Origin of the sequence: Nostoc sp. (assembly GCF_036917815.1) — a bacterium.
In the GTDB taxonomy this organism is placed as follows: domain Bacteria; phylum Cyanobacteriota; class Cyanobacteriia; order Cyanobacteriales; family Nostocaceae; genus Nostoc.
In genome coordinates this window covers 20,506-41,588 of the sequence record NZ_JBALEK010000066.1, presented here as the reverse complement: position 1 = coordinate 41,588, position 21,083 = coordinate 20,506, and the positions used below count along the sequence as shown (strand labels likewise).

The 21,083-nt window shown below is 40.5% G+C and carries 15 protein-coding genes; 8 read left to right on the top strand and 7 right to left on the bottom strand.

Features of this window, described 5'->3' with window-relative positions; translation table 11 throughout:
• Window positions 1-49 precede the first annotated feature (49 nt).
• The 4 genes from V7K97_RS21445 (at window position 50) to V7K97_RS21430 (ending at window position 6,392) form a co-directional block, all read left to right on the top strand.
• The gene (locus V7K97_RS21445; RefSeq protein WP_334803021.1) at window positions 50-1,273 is read left to right on the top strand and encodes an O-antigen ligase family protein; all 1,224 of its coding nucleotides are present in this window, start codon (window positions 50-52) and stop codon (window positions 1,271-1,273) included.
• Window positions 1,274-1,426: 153 nt separating this feature from the next.
• A complete protein-coding gene (locus tag V7K97_RS21440) occupies window positions 1,427-2,533 on the top strand; it encodes a glycosyltransferase family 4 protein (protein ID WP_334803020.1) in 1,107 nt (368 codons plus the stop codon).
• Window positions 2,534-2,678: 145 nt separating this feature from the next.
• Window positions 2,679-3,872, top strand: a complete 1,194-nt coding sequence (locus V7K97_RS21435; protein WP_334803019.1) for a glycosyltransferase family 4 protein — start codon at window positions 2,679-2,681, stop codon at window positions 3,870-3,872.
• A 288-nt stretch (window positions 3,873-4,160) separates the two neighbouring features.
• A complete protein-coding gene (locus V7K97_RS21430; RefSeq protein WP_334803018.1) occupies window positions 4,161-6,392 on the top strand; it encodes a GumC family protein in 2,232 nt (743 codons plus the stop codon).
• 777 nt (window positions 6,393-7,169) lie between these two features.
• Here the strand turns inward: V7K97_RS21430 and V7K97_RS21425 are convergent.
• The 5 genes from V7K97_RS21425 to fabI all read right to left on the bottom strand — a co-directional run bounded on the left by V7K97_RS21425 (window position 7,170) and on the right by fabI (window position 14,592).
• Window positions 7,170-8,597 (bottom strand): right-handed parallel beta-helix repeat-containing protein, encoded by a 1,428-nt coding sequence (locus V7K97_RS21425; protein WP_334803017.1) that lies wholly within the window; start codon window positions 8,595-8,597, stop codon window positions 7,170-7,172.
• Window positions 8,598-9,550: 953 nt separating this feature from the next.
• Entirely contained in the window at window positions 9,551-11,032 is a 1,482-nt protein-coding gene (locus tag V7K97_RS21420) for an SLBB domain-containing protein (protein ID WP_334803016.1), read from the bottom strand.
• A 749-nt stretch (window positions 11,033-11,781) separates the two neighbouring features.
• On the bottom strand, window positions 11,782-12,765 hold the full coding sequence (locus tag V7K97_RS21415; protein ID WP_334803015.1) for an ABC transporter ATP-binding protein: 984 nt from the start codon (window positions 12,763-12,765) through the stop codon (window positions 11,782-11,784).
• Window positions 12,766-12,953: 188 nt separating this feature from the next.
• Window positions 12,954-13,589 carry an imidazoleglycerol-phosphate dehydratase HisB gene (gene hisB / locus V7K97_RS21410; RefSeq protein ID WP_334803035.1) on the bottom strand — a complete coding sequence of 212 codons (636 nt, stop codon included), beginning with the start codon at window positions 13,587-13,589 and terminating at the stop codon, window positions 12,954-12,956.
• Window positions 13,590-13,815: 226 nt separating this feature from the next.
• Window positions 13,816-14,592 carry an enoyl-ACP reductase FabI gene (gene fabI / locus V7K97_RS21405; protein WP_334803014.1) on the bottom strand — a complete coding sequence of 259 codons (777 nt, stop codon included), beginning with the start codon at window positions 14,590-14,592 and terminating at the stop codon, window positions 13,816-13,818.
• Between the two features lie 379 nt (window positions 14,593-14,971).
• On the opposite strand from fabI, the gene ntcA reads away from it, so the two are divergent.
• From ntcA to V7K97_RS21390, 3 genes are all read left to right on the top strand, one after another.
• A complete protein-coding gene (ntcA, locus tag V7K97_RS21400) occupies window positions 14,972-15,643 on the top strand; it encodes a global nitrogen regulator NtcA (protein ID WP_322678644.1) in 672 nt (223 codons plus the stop codon).
• Between the two features lie 168 nt (window positions 15,644-15,811).
• Window positions 15,812-17,302, top strand: a complete 1,491-nt coding sequence (locus tag V7K97_RS21395; RefSeq protein ID WP_334803013.1) for a DUF3084 domain-containing protein — start codon at window positions 15,812-15,814, stop codon at window positions 17,300-17,302.
• A 436-nt stretch (window positions 17,303-17,738) separates the two neighbouring features.
• Complete coding sequence (locus V7K97_RS21390; protein WP_334803012.1) at window positions 17,739-18,194, top strand: pre-16S rRNA-processing nuclease YqgF; 456 nt, start codon at window positions 17,739-17,741, stop codon at window positions 18,192-18,194.
• Window positions 18,195-18,265: 71 nt separating this feature from the next.
• Here the strand turns inward: V7K97_RS21390 and V7K97_RS21385 are convergent, their stop codons facing one another.
• A complete protein-coding gene (locus V7K97_RS21385) occupies window positions 18,266-18,529 on the bottom strand; it encodes a DUF3146 family protein (RefSeq protein ID WP_118171445.1) in 264 nt (87 codons plus the stop codon).
• Window positions 18,530-18,844: 315 nt separating this feature from the next.
• A complete protein-coding gene (locus tag V7K97_RS21380; RefSeq protein ID WP_334803011.1) occupies window positions 18,845-19,606 on the bottom strand; it encodes a hypothetical protein in 762 nt (253 codons plus the stop codon).
• Between the two features lie 146 nt (window positions 19,607-19,752).
• Between V7K97_RS21380 and V7K97_RS21375 the strand changes: the two genes are divergently transcribed.
• Entirely contained in the window at window positions 19,753-20,619 is an 867-nt protein-coding gene (locus V7K97_RS21375) for an aldo/keto reductase (protein ID WP_334803010.1), read from the top strand.
• Window positions 20,620-21,083: the final 464 nt, after the last annotated feature.

Below are 21,083 nucleotides of genomic sequence, written 5' to 3'. Positions count from 1 at the left end.
TGCTGAATCTATTTTCTCTATGCACACATAATGATACATATTATAAAAAATGAGGAAATTTTTAGTTTCTGCCGAACAAATACTTACATTCACTTGCTTGATGCTCTATTCAGGAACTCCATTAGATCCTTTTCTGACAGATGGCTTTACTGTAAAAGAGGGTGATAGAACTATATTTCGATTACTTTATACTCTTACATATATAGTGAGCCTTTCATTGATTGCTCTACGCTGGAAGAAGGCTAATTACGTTTTTAGCAAAGATAAGTTTATTTGGGCATTGATTGGAGTTTGTGCGCTTTCTAGTTTTTGGTCTTCAGATCCAGACATTACTGTACGTCGGGTTATTGCTCTGTTAGGAACAAGTATTTTTGGACTTTATTTAGCTTCACGCTACACCTTAAAGGAGCAACTAAAGCTGTGTGCATATATGCTTGGCATCTCAGCAGTAATGTGTTTATTATTTGCTATACTCGTACCACAATATGGTATTGATAGTTATGCTTCTTTGCGAGGAATATACCCAACTAAAAATGTTCTTGGTAAGACATTTGTACTTAGTGGAGCAATATTTTTATTCCTTGCTATGACTACTAAAGAAAATCGGTTACTTTCATGGCTTGGCTATCTCACTTCTGGAGTACTTGTATTATTATCGAAATCAACAACATCTATAGGTAATTTGATAATCATTACAGTAGCTTTTTTTGTATATGATCGAGTATTACATTTAAAGTATAAAGTAATGATACCTATTTTGACGTTCCTATCAATCATTGGCATAGCTTTTTATGCCTGGTTTATCTCAGAAGCTGATACAATTTTAGGCTCCGTAGGTAAGGACACAACACTCACTGGACGTTCGGAATTATGGCCTGTTGTGTTACAGATGATTGCGAAAAAACCGTGGTTAGGGTATGGCTATGGAGCTTTCTGGATAGAGCAGAATAGTGAGTCTTCTATTGTTGTACAAGCGGTACAATGGGATGCTCCTAATTCTCATAATGGTTTTCTGGATCTCTGGCTAGCGTTGGGTCTACCAGGAATGTTGGTTTTTGTAATTGGATTTGTTATTAATTGGTTAAGGTCCATGTATTTAATCAGATGGAATGGAAAATCTGAAAATTTATGGCTTTTAGTTTATTTAACCTTTACTATACTTTCAAATCTAACTGAAACTTCATTGTTAGAGCAAAATAATCTTGAATGGGTACTTTATGTATCAGCAATATTATCAAGCAAACTTTCTACACGCCCAAATGTTTTAAAATAGAATCAATGGATTTACTGTAAAGTTTGGAAAAGATGTGCGTCAACATCAAAAAGTCTAAGTATAGCTTTGACTATTGGAAATTAAAACGATAACTTGTGATTCTTGCACTGATATATTAATTAATATAGACCAATTGTTGAAAAAGTACAGCTTATGTCTCGAAGTAATACTCTCAAAATTATCATGTTAGGTCCTAGCTTACTCCAGCAAGGTGGTATTTCCGGTTACGAGAAACTCTTTTTGGAGTATGCTCCTGCTGAAGTCCAAATATGTCACATTATTACTCACGAGGAAGGAGCCGTCTCACTCAAAATCATGGTGTTTTTGAAAGCTGTGGGGAAATTTATGTGGATGCTAATAAGGGAAGAAGTTGATATTGTTCAACTTGAAATTTCACAGCGCGGCAGTGTTTTACGACAAGCAATTATGACATTTTTAGCTTGGGTATTTCACAAGCCAATAATTTTACATGCTCATGGTAGTCAATTTCATCTTTTCTATGCTGGACTTGCGAATTGGATACAGAAACTACTAAGTTGGATATTTTGTAAATGTCAACGCTTAATTGTATTATCCGAAAGCTGGAAAAGCTTCTATATAGAAAACCTTGGTCTGAAACCCGAACAAGTTGTAGTCTTTTATAATCCAGTAAAAATTCCTGCCGAAGTTCCATACCGTTCAGCCTCGATCAAAGTTAACTTACTTTTTCTAGGGCGAATTGGTGAACGGAAAGGAGCATTTGATTTGATCAAAGCCTTTTCCCTTTTGCCTACTGAATGTAAAACTAGATCAAATATGATTATGGCAGGAGATGGAGATATAGAAAAAGCACGTAACTTAATTACGAATTTAAATCTAGAAGATTATATAAAATTACCTGGTTGGATAGGGTCAGATGAACGCGATATTCTTCTAAGTCAAGCAGATGTTTTTGTCTTACCCTCTTATAACGAAGGTCTTCCATTAGCAATGCTAGAAGCAATGGCTTGGGAGTTACCAGTCATAGTTACACCAGTAGGAGGTATACCTGAGATAGTTACTCAATCTGAAAATGGATTAATCGTTAATCAAGGTAGTGTTCAGCAGTTATCAGATGCAATTAAGTCTTTGATTGAAAATGATGCTTTGAGGCTTTCTCTAGGAACGAAGGCTAGAACAAGTGTTTTTCCTCTAGATATAAAAAATCATTGGGTTTCTTTCCTTGATTTATATCGTTCAGTCTTAAATAGAGATGATAATGTGAGTGTAAACAGCCAATAACTGCAAAACTATCAGCTATGAAAATGCAGATATGTAGGTTATTAACCCCAGTTTCACCAGGTATGACTAGAAGTTACCCAAAGAAGGTAGATTTTAGAATTGACAAGTGAGTGTTTTACTAAACTAATTAAAAATTGGGATTATTATGGCATCACCGAAGAAAGTACTAATTATCGTTGAAAATCTGCCAGTTCCGTTTGATCGGCGGGTATGGATGGAAGCAACTACTCTACAAAAAGCTGGGTATGAAGTTAGCGTAATTTCACCGACAGGTAATGGTTTTGAAAAAGACTATGAAGTTATTGAGCAGATTCACATCTACCGTCATCCTCTACCACCAGAAGAAAGTTCAGTCATTGGCTATCTCCGAGAGTACAGTTGGGCAATTAACTGGCAATTTCGTCTAGCTCAAAGGGTATGGCGAGAGCGTGGTTTTGATGTTATACATATTTGTAATCCGCCAGATTTACTTTTCTTAGTAGCAGGATGGTTTAAATTATTTCATGGTAGATGGGTTATCTTTGATCATCATGACCTGAGTCCGGAGATGTACGAAGCTAAGTATCAACGGCGCGATATTTTTTATCATGGATTACGCTGGGCTGAACGCTTGACCTATGCCACGGCAGACATAGTAATTTCAACGAACGAGTCACACCGAGAAGTCGCTCTTAAGCGTGGGCACAAGAAAGCAGAGAAGGTTTTTGTAGTTCGTAGTGCGCCTGACCTTTCGCGCTTCCACCGAATGCCCCCGAACCCTAATTACCGTAGAGGTAGAAACTATTTGATAGGGTATATGGGTGTCATGGGGGAACCAGAGGGAATCGATTATCTTCTGAGAATGGTATATTACATTGTCCAGAAAAAAAATCGCTCTGATATTCACTTTATGCTAATCGGTAGTGGACCTGCGGCTGAAAAACTCAAGGCATTATCTAAAGAGTTAGAAGTGACTGAGTTCGTAGAATTTACAGGGTTCAAGCAAGGGGAAGAACTTCTAGAGCGGCTTTCAAGTTGCGACGTCTGTGTAGAACCCTCTCCAACATCTGCTTATAACGAAAACTGCACCATGAATAAAATCCTCGAATATATGGCGATGGGAAAAGCAATTGTCCAGTTTGATTTGCGAGAGGGAAGACGTTCTGCACAGGAGGCATCTCTTTATGCCAAGCCTAATGATGAGGTCGAATTTGCGGAGAAAATTTTGGAGCTTCTAGATGCTCCTGAACGTAGAGAAAAAATAGGAGCCGAGGGGCGACGCAGAATGGAGGAGATCCTTGAGTGGCAATATCAAGCTCCGAAACTGTTAGAGGCTTATGATAAAATTTGGCAAAGCTAGTTAGCTACTTTAAATTTAAGAATCACTATTAAGTGAGTGCTAAAGTGTTCATTTATGCTATTGCAGTATAATTAGGACACCCTTAACTCACATGGAATCCAAAAGACACCAAAGTTTTTGATCAATAGAAGGAAATAGAACACTGTGGTGCAATTGTGCCCAAATGTGAACTAAACTTGTAACTTATATTGTAAAATCATATAAGTCTTGCTTGTCAATTGTACTGATTTGTGAGTGATCTAAGTCAATTTTTAGTTTTTTGCTTGAAACATATACTTTTGAAGATTTATGTCAGAAAAATCTATGGAATCTAGAGAATCTATTGATTTAGACCTTAGTCGTTACTTATTGATATTGAAACGATGGTGGCTACCTGCTACAAGTATATTTGCAGCTACACTTATCCTCAGTGTGATAGCTGTACTATTCATGAAGCCATCCTATGAAGCCGAAGGAAAACTGTTATTTAGAATTCCTTCTTTTAAACTAGTAGGATCTGAACTTTTACCTACTAACAGTGAAGCACAAGATGCAGGAGATTTAAAATCCCTGCTAGCAACTCAAAATCCTATAAACACTCAAGTAGAAGTTATTTCCTCACCTACTTTATTGCAGAAAACAATAGACAAAGTAGGACTTAAAGACAACGAAGGTAAACCTCTAGAAGTAGAAAAGCTACGAAAACTTCTGATCGTGAAAATTGTTAGTGGCACAGATGTAGTACGAATTAGCTATACCAGCCATGACCCTGAAGAAGCAGCGGCAGTGGTCAACACAATTATGAATTTATATTTAGAAAATGACATTCTGACAAATCGCTCTGAGGCAGGAGCAACTCGTCAATTTATAGCCAAGCAACTTCCTAAAACTCAAGCTGCTGTTGATAATGCAGAAGTAGCACTACGTATATTTAAACAAAAGAATCAGATTGCAGATTTATCAGAGGAGACAAAAACAGCCGTTGCGACTATTGGAAATCTAGATAATGAGATGAATACTGTTAAGGCTCAGTTGGATGAGGTAAATGCCCAAACCAATGAACTGCGCCAAAAAGTAGAGCTAAATTCTCAGGAAGCGATGGCAGTGAGTGCCCTCAGTCAGTCACCTGCCGTACAGGGAGTTCTGACACAACTTCAAGACACTGAGAGGCAGTTAGCGGTTGAGCGCAGCCGTTTCCTAGATGACAACCCCGTAGTCATGAACCTAGAAGCAAAAAAAGCTAATTTAAAATCTCTCCTGCAACAGCAAATTGGTCAAACTGTTGGCGATCAAACACAGGTTTCAGAGAACCTATTGCAGATTGGACAACTAAGACAAAGCCTGATACAAAGTTTTCTGCAGTCAGAAATACAGCGCTTTGGCTTAACTAAAAGACTCTCCTCTCTGTATAATTCACGTTACAACTACGAAAAACGGGTGAAACTCATACCACAACTGGCACAAAATCAGCGTGAGTTAGAACGGAAAGTTGACGTTGCAGAATCGACATATCAAACTTTATTAAAAAAGGTTCAAGAATTACAGTTAGCGGAGAATACAAATACAGCCAGTTCCCGAATTATTGCTCAGGCTTCAGTGCCCAAAGATCCAGTATTGCTCAAAAAAATTATCGTTTTGCTGTTAGGAGTAATGCTCGGTTTATTTTTAGCCACCACAACTGTTCTCTTTCTCGGACTGAGAGATACATCTCTAAAAACACTTAAAGAAGTCAGAGATATATTTAGATATACTTTGCTAGGAATTGTTCCTTTGTCCATTAAAGCCAAGCCTCGCTCCCGTTATTCCAGTTTGGAATCAACGACTCAAGTAATTGCTGTTAGAGATACGCCTTACTCTTTAACTAGCGAAATGTACCGAATGATTCAAGCCAATCTGAAATTCCTGAGTTCAGATAAAGCGCTCAAAACTATTGTGGTAACTAGTGCAGTTCCTAAAGAAGGCAAGTCTACAGTTTCAGCTAATTTGGCAGCTGCGATCGCTCAACTAGGACGTCAAGTTTTACTAATTGATGCAGATATGCGAATTCCTTCTCAGCATGAACTCTGGCAACTAAGTAATGGAGTTGGTTTGAGTGAGGTTCTTGTAGGTGAGGTTGAATTTGACATTGCTGTATCTAAAGTAATGGATAATCTTGATGTCTTAACTGCTGGAGATAGACCTATCAACCCACTTGCTTTGCTTGACTCAAAACGGATGGCATCATTAATTGAAAACTTCTCATCTCAACATAACTATGATTTTGTAATTATTGATGCTCCTCCCCTCCTTTTGGCAGCCGATGCTTTAGCTTTAAGCCAACTGACTGATGGGATTTTGTTAGTAGCCCGACCTGGCGTAATTGATTCTAACAGTGCTAAGGCTGCTCAAGAGATGTTAGAGAGATCTAATTACAACGTCTTAGGTTTAGTTGTGAATGGAATCATTCATAAAAATGAATCTAGTAGTTATTTATATCATGATCACGAGTATTTTAAACCAAGGGAGTTAAGAAAAGAGCTTAAGGGACTGGCAAAAAAATAAACCCTCCAAAGTTTAGGGACTACTTGAAGAGATATCAATAAACCATTTACTCCAGAAAAGAAATTATCCGACAAGCATCTGGGTAATTGGTTTATACAAAATCCAAGGGTTTAAGATAAGACCCCTACATCTATATGTAGAATCAGTTTAAGTTGGGGTAATCCCCAACTTAAATGTATTTGATTTTCAATTGTTAATTCTATCTGTCATGTGAAAACCTAACTTTTATTTTTAGATAGCAATTAACAAATTTATAATCTTAAATAAACACACTTGTGACTCTGATAATTTCTCACAAGTGTAAATTTTTAAAGTGACCGCTATAGCGTTTCTCAATCTAGTGAGGTACATCTTAAGCCCCCTCTCGAAGAGCGGGGAGGGGGTTGGGGGTGGGGTTCTTGTACCTCACTCAACCGAGAACCGCTATACCGCTTTCTTCTATTAATAATGATTATTTTTTTTAAATACCCATAAATTAATTCTTTGTAAGTCTTTAAGAGACTATAACTATATATAATATAATTTTGTTCTACCATGCCCTTATTTATGCTACGGCATTAAAATCAAGCTTTGATAAGCTAAACCACATCTAGTTTGCATATTTAAAATTTTTGTAACTATTGTGAGGTGGAACAGCTTATCAGATTCGGAATGTGGGTTACAAGAACGGGTTGTAGACAAAAACTCTATATAAATCATCATTTTGCCATACAACCCGATGCAATACTATTAACTCACCTTTACCAATCTTCGTAAATTGGCGAAGGTCATTCTTAACTAATTTTGCATTTCGTATGCCCCTCTATCGAGTCCTGAACCAGAAATACGAGGGTTGCCTAGAAAATCGGTTTTCAAATTATTTAAGATATAATTCGACTTATAACCACTATCGACTGCCCGACTCGTGCGCTTCAGTCTAAAGTCACCAATCGAGGGATTAATAAATTGTGGATCTGCCATAATATCGTTAGGTCCAACAGCATTTACACTATAACCATTGTTGTTGTAGAGGTTGTAGTTAAAAGTAACGTTGGTACTTTGATTCTTCAGGTCTATAGGTTTGTTAGGCGCAGAATAAAGGATGTTATTGATAACCTGAATATCACCTGAATAATTACTCATGATTTGCCCGTACATAATTCCCGCAGTCTGGTTATTCAGATAAGTTGTGTTGCTGACAATATCGACATGATCGCTTTCATAGGTATGAATGCCCGAACCACCATTTTTATATGAGATATTGTCAGCAATCAAAGTACGTCCTTGATACGCATTCAATGTCGAACCAGCCGTATTATTTCTTGAACGATCAACAATAATACCATTACCGTCTTGGTACTTTCCATTTTGAATCCAGGGAACTAACATTTGATTGTTGTAGACCTCGTTTCTGGTCACAAAATTCTTGTACTTCTGGCTGTTGCCATTGTCAGAATTCCAATTGTTGAGGAGTGAAATGCCACTAGCACCGTAGACTGAGTACCAGGCATTATTGAACACTTTGTTATTATCCACTGTCACATAGTCCGATTCCATAACTGAAATGCCTCCCCCTCCACAATCGTGTATCTTGTTGTTGAGAATACTTATATGGTGAGAGCGACTATTGTTATCTCCATCTATGGTGATGCCGTTTCCATTCGTCAGTGGGTTTAATTTGTTATACTTCTGACTCAGCGCATAAGCACGGTTTATATTGCCATTGTTTCCTACAATCTCCAGCCCATTGACCTCAATATATGACGCTCCATTGTGAATCCAAATTCCATGCCATCCATTGTTCTGAAGTTTCGGCTTATCTCCAGGATATGCTTTATAGGTAATCCATGCATTTGCAGTTCCAGAGCGTTTAATATCTAGTACCGTTCCAACTGGGCTTGCATTCTTGTATACTCCGTCCATAATAAGTACGGTGTCCCCAGGGTTGGTAAGATCTGCTGCCCTTTGAATTGTCCTAAAGGGGGATGAGGTAGAGAGTCCGCGATTTCTGTCGTTTCCGTTACCACTAACATAATATGTTGTCGCAGTTGAAACCTGGCTGATTAGCTTGCGGCTAGGTAGTGGTATTTCTTGAACAGTGGATAACTGACGAACATCTTTAACTAAAGAATCTGTTATTCTCTGTCCTTGAACCAGACCTGTTAATACCCAGGGAAGTACAAGAGATGCGCTCAAACTAAGAAAACCGAAACCATGAATCATCATAGGGAAAAAATAGGGTATGTTGCAAAAACTTAATCGTCAACAGTCAGTAACTCTAGCCTTAGTTCGTAACTCAGTATTGGATACGGTGGTGTGACTGCCCTTTGTAAGTTTATACACGGTTTTTTAGGTTTACACCTGCGGATTTTCGCGTAAATATGACTGAAATGCCTTTTTAGCTTGTGGTCCAAAAAATGGAAAATATCTAGTAAAAGCACTGAAAAAAATTATTAGTATCCAGAGTTACCCCATTAATGGAGATCAAGCAACCGTACAAATGACCTCATTTTCAATTCGACATCATTTTACTGTGTATAGGCGGTGTGTGTGGTTAAGATAGTATATCTGTCATCAATAAGTTAATTTACTTAAATAATTCTTATGATAATAAGAATCACTACATCACAAAAAATAAGGCAGAGACTAGCTTTTATTGTCTCCACCTTCTAAAATATTCTCATTATCATAATAAATCTGAGTACCTACAACAAGGTTTGCAAAAGCCTATTAATGTACATTAAGAATTTTTAGTAAGAGGTTTAGAGTCAAAAGCATTTGTAAATGAGTAGTGTTACTTAAAAAGTTTATAAAAATAGCGGATAGAAAACACAATTTTATCGGAAGCGATGCCTTCTCTGCGATCCGCTACGCGTAGCTGGCTTTTCTGTAAGAGTGCGGCTCTAGGCTTGATATTTAAACGTATAGAACTCTTGCTCTCAAAAGGCAGTATAAGAGTTAATTTAATACTCCCATTATGAGTCTGTAGTTGTTTTCTATAGCAATCTAAATTAAATCGTGAGAAAATACGGAGATCAGCTTGTCAGCTTTTTTATCTCTTACGAATAATTTAGGATTGCTATATTATCCCTTGACTATTGAACTTTGATTCAAGGATAGTGCAGTTTTAGGGACAAAGAGGGTTGACCAACGCCCCCAATTTGCATCTATATCTTAAACTAGAGTCCGAACAAGTTCAGAAGATTAAGGACAATACCTAGAGGCCCAGTTATAGTGTTTACGGTATCGCCAAAACTAGCTGCACCTGAACGGGTGACTACTACAACATCATTATTGCGGAGTATGGGATTAGTTTGCTCATTAATTCCGGCGGAGAAATCCACTTTTACTATACGTTTAGTGACAGAACCATTAGGGTTGAGGCGAATCAAATCAACAGCCTTACTACTCGCTCTGGCATCATTAAATCCGCCAGCAGCAAGTATAGCTTGATTTAAAGAGCTATTCGGCTGAACCTGTGTTAAACCTGGTTTTTTAACTTCACCGACCACACCAACTTGAATAGATGTAGGAGACAAAGTAGTGGTAGCTAATTGAGTGGCTTCTGCGGGGTTGATTTCAGTTGCCGTGGGAATAACAATTGTATCTCCGTCTTGTACGATGATGTCTTGATTGGCGTCACCACTCTGCAATAGTTGCCAAAGATTAATATCTATAGTCTGTTCTGAGCCATTTCTTGTAGGTCGGCGTAGTCTGAGATTACGAACATCAGCCTGTCCTGTAATTCCCCCAGCTAGTTGAATTACCCGCGTCACATTTGGTAGACCAGTGGGACTGGCAGTGCCACTGTTAGTGGTTGCGCCTGCCTGAGCCTGAGCCTGAGCATCTGTGTTGCCTGGGGTGACAAGATAGGAACCCGGACGGTTAACTTCACCAATAATTGTTACTGTGCGGGGTGTGGTTTGGCTGGCGGCAAAGTTAGCTGCAAATATATTGCGGGATTCTGCTACGTTGAAGTTGGTTGCAGTTGGCACAACTATAGTGTCTCCATCCCGCAAGGTAATATCCTGTGATAACCTGCCTGTTTGGACGAGCTCCTTCAAATTGACGGTGACGGTTTGCTCTGAAGATGGTCCTATTTTACGCCGTAATTGAACTTGAGTCACATCCGCAGCTAAAGTCACTCCCTGCGCTGTTGTTAATGCGGCTAATACAGTGGGGTATTGTACGCCTGGATTGTTGCCGGCTCCTCCGCTCAAGCTGAGAGTATAACCTCCGGGACGTGTCACTTCTCCAGCAACGAAAATATTGATGGGACGAGGCGATAGAAGATTTACTGAGATTAAGGGGCGCTTGAGGAAGCGAGCATATCTTTTAGCAATTTCATCAGAAGCCTGTTCAGTTGTTAAACCGAGGACTGACACACTGCCAATTAAAGGTAGGTTGATTGCTCCACCTGGGGGAACTTGGTATTCACCTGTATATTCGGGTACTTCAAATACATTTACACGGATGAGATCCCCGCCTCCTAATGAATAATCAGTATTTAATTGTGTTTGTGTCGTTGATGATTGTGTCGTTGGTGGTAATGGTTGTCCCTGAGCTAGACTGACAGATGACACGGCGGTATTGACACCAGTTAACAAAGCCACACCTACAACTGGCTGAATTAGGAATTTAGACAAACTTTTGTTAAGCATATTTACCTGAGACTCTGAAACTACGATCAATAAAGTATTGTCTAAACATTCTTATTTTGACTATACCTAAGTATTCAAGTTCCCCGACACTCTTATTTTCCTAGATAAAGTGTGATTTTCGGGAGGAAATTTGTTTATTAAATTTAAATTTTTAATGAAGTTAACTAAAAGTTAACGCTGCTTGAATAGAGCAATGCTCAAAAAGTATCCGACTTAGGCAACTAAATGCAGTTTATACAATAAATTGTATTTTATCTAAATCAAATACTTATGAATAAAATTTTATTGCCAAAGTTAATTTGATGACATTTAAACTAGAGATATGAGAGAAAATGACGTAGGCACAATACCCTTCTCCTAACGGAGACCCTACGCGAATGGTAAGCCTTCGGCTACATTAATTTTGCGTACCAAGCATTTCGGGCAATGCATAATTAATTTCTGAAGTCTCCTGTGATTTTAAATACGCGACGAATAAGCTAATCGGCATTCGATTCGCATAATTAGGGCGCTCATGTTGCCCACTCCACAAGATATTGAGAAAATTTTAATATGCAAGTTAGATGTGTTTTAGCTTAGTAAGAGAGTAACAAAATTATGAAGAACTTCATTAACTAAGTACAAATAACTTGAAAAAAGGTCAGAATTTTATTTTTTGTGGGTTTGTTTGAGCAAAGATAACTCAAAAAGGTAGAATTTTTGGTTTTTGTTCTTTAAGCCAAGGGACAGTTTAGCATTTGGCAACAAGACTAATTAAGGGAGTTATTTTTTATTTGGATTTGTTCCATAAAAAATTCTTCTAGGGAATGACGCGACAAGTTCATGGCAATAATTTTACCCTCCATGAGACGAAGACTGGCAAGAAAATCATAGTAATCATTTTGTAGTGTACCTTGCCAGGAACCATCAGGCTCAAATCTGAGAGTGGGTATCCATTTTTGGAGAATTTCCCAATCACCACCTTGACCTTTGACGTGATATGTGTCGGTTCCGCCTAAGAGTTCATTGAGGGAACCAGAGCAAATTAGTTCACCTTGAGCGAGGATGGCAATGCGATCGCAAATCTGTTCTACTTCACTAAGAATATGGCTGTTAAAAAAAATCGTCTTGCCGGCGGCTTTGAGCGCCAGAATAATTTCCCGCATTTGATAGCGTCCTACCGGATCAAGCCCGGACATCGGTTCATCTAGAAAAACCAAATCTGGCTCGTTAATTAACGCCTGTGCCATACCAACACGCTGTAGCATTCCTTTAGAATAGCGGCGCAAGAGCTTTTTACGAGCATCGGCTTGGGATAAACCCACTAATTCCAGCAGTTGGGGAATGCGTTGACGTTGGACACTTTGGGGAATTTGGAATAGCCCAGCAGCTAGCTGCAAAAACTCCCAGCCAGTGAGATAGTCATATAAATAGGGATTTTCCGGCAGATAGCCGATATGTTGCTTGACAGTGCGATCGCCTATTGGTTTACCCAACAACGATCCCCGTCCAGAGGTGGGATGAATAATTCCCAGCAACAATTTTAAAAGGGTAGTTTTACCAGCACCGTTTGGCCCTAGCAACCCAAAGGTTTCTCCTTTGTAAACCGTTAAAGAACAGTTTTTGAGAGATACGACTTTTTGATTTAGCCAAAAACCGGTGCGATAGACTTTTCGCAACTCAGAAGTTAGGACTACTGGCGGAGTGTCGGTCGTATTAAGTTGAGAATTAGAGTCATCTGCAACAGACTTCATCTCGGTTAAATCACTATTTATCAGCTTGATATTAATTAGAAGTTACCCGGTAGGCTGATAATAACCATCAACTGCTGGTGTGTCAATTATTGGGGACTGGGGACTGGGGAGTGGGGAATGGGGGGATGAGGGAGATGAGGGAGATGAGGGAGACTACTAAACCCAATGCCCAATGCCCAATACCCATTTCATAGAACGCCCTTAGAACTGGGAATTACGCCAGCACGACGGGGGTCTATTTCTACAGCTAGCCGGGTTGCTCTTGCAAAGGCTTTAAATGTCGCTTCAATGATGTGATGGGAATTAATCCCATCCAGTTGCCGGATGTGCAATGTCATTTGGCTATGGTTCACTAAAGCCACAAAAAATTCTCGCACCAGTTGGGTGTCATAGGTTCCTACCCGTTGAGTAGGAATTTGCAAGCCGTAGCTAAGGTGAGGCCGTCCAGAAAAGTCTAGCGCTACCTGAACTAACGCTTCATCCAATGGTGCAAGAAAATTACCGAAGCGGACAATACCTTTTCTGTCGCCTAGTGCTTGGTTCAAAGCTTGCCCTAAGGTAATGCCTACATCTTCGTTGGTGTGATGGTCATCAATTTCCCAGTCTCCCTTGGCTTGGACATCTATATCAATCAGCCCGTGGGAGGCAATTTGATGCAACATGTGATCCAAAAACGGAATGCCTGTTGCTGCTGTGCAAGTTCCTCTACCATCCAGGTTGATGGTAACTTGCACATTGGTTTCACCAGTGGCGCGGTGAACAGTGGCAATCCGAGGGGTTTTAGTTGACTGATCGGAGTTTGAATTAATTTTGCTGATTTGCATGGGAAATAGGGCATGGGGAATGGGAATGGGAAATGGGAATGGGGAATGGGGCATGGGGCATGGGGTATGGGGTATGGACAAGAATTTTATTAATACTCAATGCCCAATACTTCTCTTCTTAGGCTGCGCCAACGGCAACTCTTGGAGACGCTACGCGTAGCAAGATCCCCGGAGGGGTACGCTCAGTACAAGTGCCCAATGCCCAATGCCCAATGCCCAAATTATCTTACATTCCCATAATTTCATATCCTGCATCTACATACAGAATTTGTCCGGTAATGCCACTGGATAATTCACTACACAGGAAAGCCGCAGCGTTGCCAACTTCTAGCTGAGTAACGGTGCGTCGTAGGGGAGCTACTTCTTCTACATGATGAATCATATCCAAAATCCCACCCACTGCTGAAGATGCCAAAGTGCGGATTGGGCCTGCGGAGATGGCATTCACGCGGATGTTTTGTGGTCCTAGTTCAGCAGCCAGGTAACGCACACTCATTTCTAACCCCGCCTTGGCAATTCCCATAACGTTATAGTTGGGGATTGCTCTGACACCACCTAAATATGTCAGGGTGACGATACTACCTCCCTCTGTCATCAAAGGTTTGGCTGCACCACTTAACTGCACTAGTGAATAGGTACTGATTTCTAAGGCCGTATTGAAGCCAGAACGAGAGGTTTGGCTAAAATCTCCAGTTAAATCGTCTTTGCTGGCAAAGGCCAGACAATGGATGAGGATATCTAGCTTTCCCCACTGATCGTGGATTGTCTCAAAGGTAGATTGAATTTGTTCGTCATCTTGGACATTACAGGGAAGAAATAAGCTGGGGTTAAGGGGTTCTACCAATTCCGCGACTTTTTTCTCCATCTTGCCGCGTTCATCTGGCAGGTAGGTAATACCCAGGTTTGCTCCGGCTTTGTGCAGCTGTTGGGCGATGCCCCAGGCGATCGAGCGGTTATTGGCAATACCTGTAACAAGGGCATTTTTTCCAGTCAAATTTAGCATAAAAATTGTTAATGCGATCGATCATTAGGAGCATACTAGAATCTGAGGCACGTTTTGTCTTTGTTTTATAGAGAATTTGCAAAAATGAATATTGCTAAGGGTGTTTGCTGTGACAAAAATCTTGATTTTTCATAAAGATATTCTGAAGATATCTTTATTTGTTCTTCAAAAAACCTTTTGAATCTAGCTATTGGAACTACTTATCAACAATTAGTAGCTGAAAGGATCAACAATTATGTATCATTATAAACAAAGAGTTATGAAGAGATTAGTTGGAGTATAGGAAAGTACAGAAAGGTTGACGGTGCTTTATTCATTTTTCGGGTGTATTCTTAGGTAATCAGTTTTTGTTTTTCCGGCATTGGGTAGGGGAAGGGAGATGATCGTGACACAAGATAAAGCCCTAGCAAATGTTTTTCGTCAGATGGCGACCGGGGCGTTTCCGCCAGTTGTGGAAACGTTTGAACGCAATAAAACGATCTTTTTTCCTGGCGATCCTGCCGAACGAGTTTATTTTCTTTTGAAAGGTGCTGTTAAACTTTCCAGGGTGTACGAGGCAGGAGAGGAAATAACGGTAGCGTTGCTGCGGGAAAATAGTGTTTTTGGTGTATTGTCATTGCTGACAGGAAATAAGTCGGATCGGTTTTACCATGCGGTTGCATTTACTCCTGCGGAATTACTGTCAGCACCAATTGAACAGGTGGAAGTAGCGCTCAAGGAAAATCCTGAATTATCAATGTTAATGCTGCGAGGTCTGTCTTCGCGCATTTTACAAACAGAGATGATGATTGAAACTCTCGCTCATCGAGATATGGGTTCTAGGTTGGTGAGTTTTTTGTTAATTCTTTGTCGGGATTTTGGCGTTCCTTGTGCAGATGGGATCACTATTGATTTGAAGTTATCTCATCAAGCGATCGCAGAGGCAATTGGTTCAACTCGTGTTACTGTTACTAGGCTACTGGGAGATTTACGTGAAAAAAAGATGATTTCTATCCACAAAAAGAAGATTACTGTGCATAAACCTGTTACCTTAAGTAGGCAATTCACATAAAAACAATTGGAGAAAGGGGAGTCGGCGCGTGTTGTGTTTTGAAAAATCACACTAATAGCTAGAGGTAAATCTAAAATTGAGTAATTTCAGCTATTGCCAATTTCCACTTATTTCCAGACAATGCTTAAAAGTAGTAGGCTGTATCTGGAAGGATTTCGGTAGCTAAAGATGACCACCGGATACATCCTCATCGCAGCAATTTTAATTCTGGGAGGCGTGATAGCCACCGTGGGCGATCGCATCGGCACACGAGTTGGCAAAGCCCGCCTCTCACTTTTTAATCTTCGTCCAAAAAACACCGCCGTAGTGGTAACAATTTTTACGGGTGGTTTGATTTCAGCATCAACACTAGGGATTTTATTCGCTGCCGACGAAGGCTTGCGAAAGGGAGTATTTGAGTTAGAAGATATTCAAACAGACCTCAGGCAGAAGCGGGAACAGCTAAAAACCGCAGAAACTCAGAAAAGTCAGGTAGAGGGTGAGCTAAGTCAGGCAAGAATTGCTCAAACAAAGGCACAACAAGACTTGCAAGCAATTAATCAATCTTTGCAAGCAGTGAATGCCAAACAGAGGCAAACACAAGCCCAGTTGAATCGCACCATTAGTCAACAAGCCCAAACCCAAACTCAACTCCAACGCACTCAAGGTCATCTAGAACAAGTTGTAACTCAGTATCAGAAAGCTATAGCTGAATTGCAAAGCGTTTACAACCAGAGAAAGGAGTTACAAGCAGCAGTTGAATTACTGAAGACGGAACGCCAACGACTGTATGTAGAAGCGAAAAAAGCCATTGACGAAGCCAAAACAGCGATTGAAAAACGCGATCGCGAACTTGCTAACCGTCAAGAAGCGATAGAACAACGCGATCAAAAAATTGCCCAACTGGATCAACTAATTCAAAAGCGGAATGTAGAAATTACATCGCGGGAGCAAGTCATTGCCACACGGGAATCGCGTCTCAAAGAGTTGGAAGCACAACAAGAGCAACTAGAACTGGAAGTTGCAAGGCTGGAAAAATATTATCAGTCTTACCGCGACCTGCGTCTTGGTAAGCTGGCCTTAGTTCGCGGTCAAGTTCTGGCTGCTGCTGTAATTCGTGTTACCAAACCTACTGCTGCTCTTCAGGCGGTGGTACAACTTTTACAAGAAGCCAATCGGAACGCTAACCTCGAATTAAGCGAACCTGGGGCAAATCCCGCCAATGTAGAACTCCTGCGCGTTACCCAGGATAGAGTTGAGCAATTGAGCAAGCAGATTGGCGATGGCCAAGAATATGTACTGCGAATTTTCTCAGCTGGTAATTACGTCAGGGGAGAAAAGCAGATAGAATTTTTCACCGATATAGCCCGGAATCAACTGGTTTTTTCGGGAGGCGCGGTGCTGGCTACAACTACTACTGATTCCAAAACTATGACATCCTATCAGTTACAGCAGCGCCTAGAAATACTGATTTCGGCTTCTCAATTTCGTGCCCGAAATGCCGGAATTGTCGAAAATGTCCAAGTAGAAGGGACTTTTCTCCGCTTTGTCACCCAATTAAGACAGTATAATCAACCCTTGGAGATCAAAGCGATCGCCGCAGAGGACACTTATACAGCCGGTCCATTGAGAGTAAAATTAGTGGCAATAGTCAACGGACAAATTATTTTTAGTACTTAAAAAAGTTTTTGCACACTGTTATAGCGGTTCTCACTTGGATGCAATACAGTTTGACCTCACTTCCATTCCTCTCTCCTAAAAGGAGAGAGGCTTTGAATCTTACTTCCCTTCCCTTATAGGGAAGGGGCTGGGGGTTACGTCTGTATTGCACTCAACTGAGAACCGCTATATTATTCAGGAGGCAGGAGGAACCCACGCTTCAAAACGTGAGACTTTTCTTAATTTTGAATTTTGAATTTATTAGGACTTACGCATTGACAGGAAAGAGCAAATATGAGTGTTTTGAAAAACCACATTTGTTGTAGGTGCAATTCATGAATTGCCCCTACTGCGCGGGTCTACAACAATCAAAGAATGATTAATAAAAACCTGAAACGACGTATTTACGTTGATACACAACATAATTCTTTTGTACAGTGCGTAAGTCCTATTTATTATGAATTTCCGTGAATTTTCACCAACCCAACCAGTCATCTTAGGGTTTGATCCAGGTCGAGATAAGTGTGGTGTAGCGGTGATGGGACTGGATCGGCAACTGTATTATCATCAGGTCGTGCTAGCAAAAGAGGCGATCGCTACAATTGAGACACTAAGGCAAAAGTTTCCTATCTCCTTGATGGTCATGGGCGACCAAACTACAGCCAAGCAGTGGAGACAGCAATTATATCAGGAGTTGACAGAACCTCTGAGTATTATTTTAGTGGATGAGCGGTACACAACCTTAGAAGCCCGCGATCGCTATTGGCAAATGTACCCGCCCAAAGGACTAATAAAGCTATTGCCAAAGGGTATGCAACAGCCACCAAGACCTATAGATGACATTGTTGCCATCCTCTTAATCGAAAGATACTTAAATCGCCTCACTGAATCAGAAGTGAGGAATGAGGAGTGAGGAGTGAGGAGTTAATATCTTTATAACTCCAAATTCCTAACTCCTAACTCCTAACTTTTAACTCCTAACTTTTAAAGTTCCGCCCGAATAGTAAAAGCATAATCTCCTCCAGGCTCTAGCTGGTAATCTTGTTGCTCTAAGAATCGACCGAGGGGTTCTTTGATTAAGGCGCGGCCTTGGGAAGGCTTGACAGCAAGTTCTCCCCGGCGAAAATGCCACTGAAAATGCCACTCAAACTCACCCGCATTCACTTCGCCTTCAAGGAAGCCGTGTTGCCAAGATTGGCGGGTAATTCTGACATGGGCAATGGTTTCTGGCAGACGTTTTGCACTCACAATGCTTTATGTCAAGTGTGGAATAACAGCCGCTCATATAGACTGGCTACTGATTTTATTTAACAAACATAGCTTAATTACACAAACTGACAAAGTGGGTATTTTTGGGTATTTTTTGTTAACTAGGTTGTGTTTATGAGTCGGACGACTTCAGGATACTGAAGTTGCGGCTAGAACCTGGGCGGATTTAATAACCCAAATTGAGGTTTATCAAATTTCGGGTGGAGAGTCAAGCGATCGCGCACAAAAAATTATAGGTTTCTGAACTTTTGATTCTCCTCTGAGGGTGCTGAGGCACTGAGAGCGGGTAATTTTTTAGTTTCTCAGGAATGAGAGTATCCTAGAAACTGCATATCTGATGCTCTTTTCATCAGTATATTGTGGGTTAATTGGAATTTCCTCGCCAGATTTCAGCATAATTACAGCCCGATAAACCTTGGAGTGTTTATATTGCTGTTCTTGGATATCAAAACGCAGAATGCTTGCTAGTGGATGTTCGATAATTTGATTGCCACGCAAACTTTTACGTTCGATAAATACCTTATCCATACTCTTATAGAAAGTGCAAGTAGTTGCAGGTGAGGTGGCAAAATAAGCAGCGATCGCCATTACAACTAATATAAATAAACTTGAGAAAAATAGATAATTTTGCTGATTTTGCTGCACTAATAGGGAAATTTGCTCAGAGTTGATAAAATTATTGATTTTTAAGACAATTTCCTCATCCTCTTGATAGCTAATATGCGATAGCAGGGCAAAATCTCCAAATGGAGTCACAATCATAACTTGATAGCTTTTGCTCCCTTTGCTACCAGTCTGTGTCAGGATGTATGCTTCCTGGAGATCAAATATTTTGAGTTTCTCCATACTTCCCAGCAAATTAAACCGCTTCAATTCACAGTTAATTTGGTTTGATGAAGGTCGAATGCAACTGAGACTAACTGAAGCATAATCAAAAACTAAGCAGTAAATCAAAAAGCTTAAAAACATAGTAAAAATACACCAGCCACTAAACCAATAGCTGAGTGGTCGATGCTTTAGCTGCAATTTAGTATGGGTTTCCGCGACAATTTTCATCGATACCTGTGTATAGAATACTTAACCCCTGAGTAGAGTATTCCCCTCGTCGCCCATTTACCGATCACCAAGTCTAAGTACTAGGGAGGATTTATGATCAATGCCTAACTGATAGATAATTGGGACAGAAAACTATAGCTAGAATCATGGAAACTACACAACTCGGAAAAACTGGTATCTTTGTGAGTGCGATCGGTTTGGGTGGTATGCCTATGTCAATTTCTCATCGCCCTCCCGAATCGCAATCAATCGAAGTTATTCATCGTGCCCTCGATCTGGGCATTACATTTATTGACACTGCCGATTCTTACTGCAAAGATGAGTCAGAAAAGCATCACAATGAGCGGTTAATTCACAAGGCACTTAGTAGTTACAAAGGCGATGTTAGCCAAGTAATTGTGGCAACCAAGGGCGGTTTGATGCGTCCCAATGGCAGTTGGACAAGTAACGGCAACCCAGAACATTTACGCCAAACAATTCGCGTCAGTTTTGAAGCGTTGGGTGGTGCTAAACCCATCGATGTTTGGCAATACCATGCACCGGATAGTAATTACACCATTGAAGAATCCCTTGCGCCAGTTAAAGAAGCAGTGGAGGCGGGTTTGATTCGGTTTGTGGGAGTTTCTAATTTTTCCGTTGAACAAATTAAGCGATCGCAGGATGTGGTGGATATTGTCTCGGTACAGAATCAATACAGCCTTTGGCAACGACAGCCAGAAAATGACGGCGTGTTGAAATATTGCGAACAGCAAGGATTAAGCTTTTTGCCTTGGAGTCCCTTTGGTGGTAGCCGTCGCCATCAGGACTTGCAAGATATTTCGGCGATCGCTCAGTTAGCTAAAGAAAAAGGCGTATCGGTGTACAATATCGTTCTGGCGTGGTTGCGTTCCAAGTCGCCCGCTATTTTGCCAATTCCTGGTGCTAGCAAGGTTTCCAGCATTGAAGACTCAGTACAAGCCATCAATGTAAAACTATCTGATCAAGAAGTGCAAAAAATTGATCGGGCAACTTAATTTCATCAGTTCGTAGTCTGTACTGTCTTCGCTAAAGCACAAACTACGAACAATCTCTACCCATCAGTTATTCATTGGCTCGATCAACTCACAATAAATGACTTTCGTAACTATGTTAAACCAAAAAAAGTTGAATAAAAATCAGAATAATATCATTATATTTACTGCTCTGAGAATCCCACCTCACATCTTGCACCTAGCCCTGGCGATTAGAAATCGCACGCCAGTTGCTCATGGGGGAAACCCCCAAGACCGCACTGGCTTGGCTATACAAACGTTCGCGTAGCGTCTCGAAGAGAAGTCCACCTCCGTGGACTAAGAGAAAATCAAAGGTTTTTATTTAACCCACGTTCGCCCTTGGCGTTCCGCAGGAAAGGTGGGTTTCGCCTGTGTAGCCGCGACTTCCAGTCGCCTGGTGCAAGATATAAGCTACCTGCAAACACGATAATTTGCGAAAGTTGTTC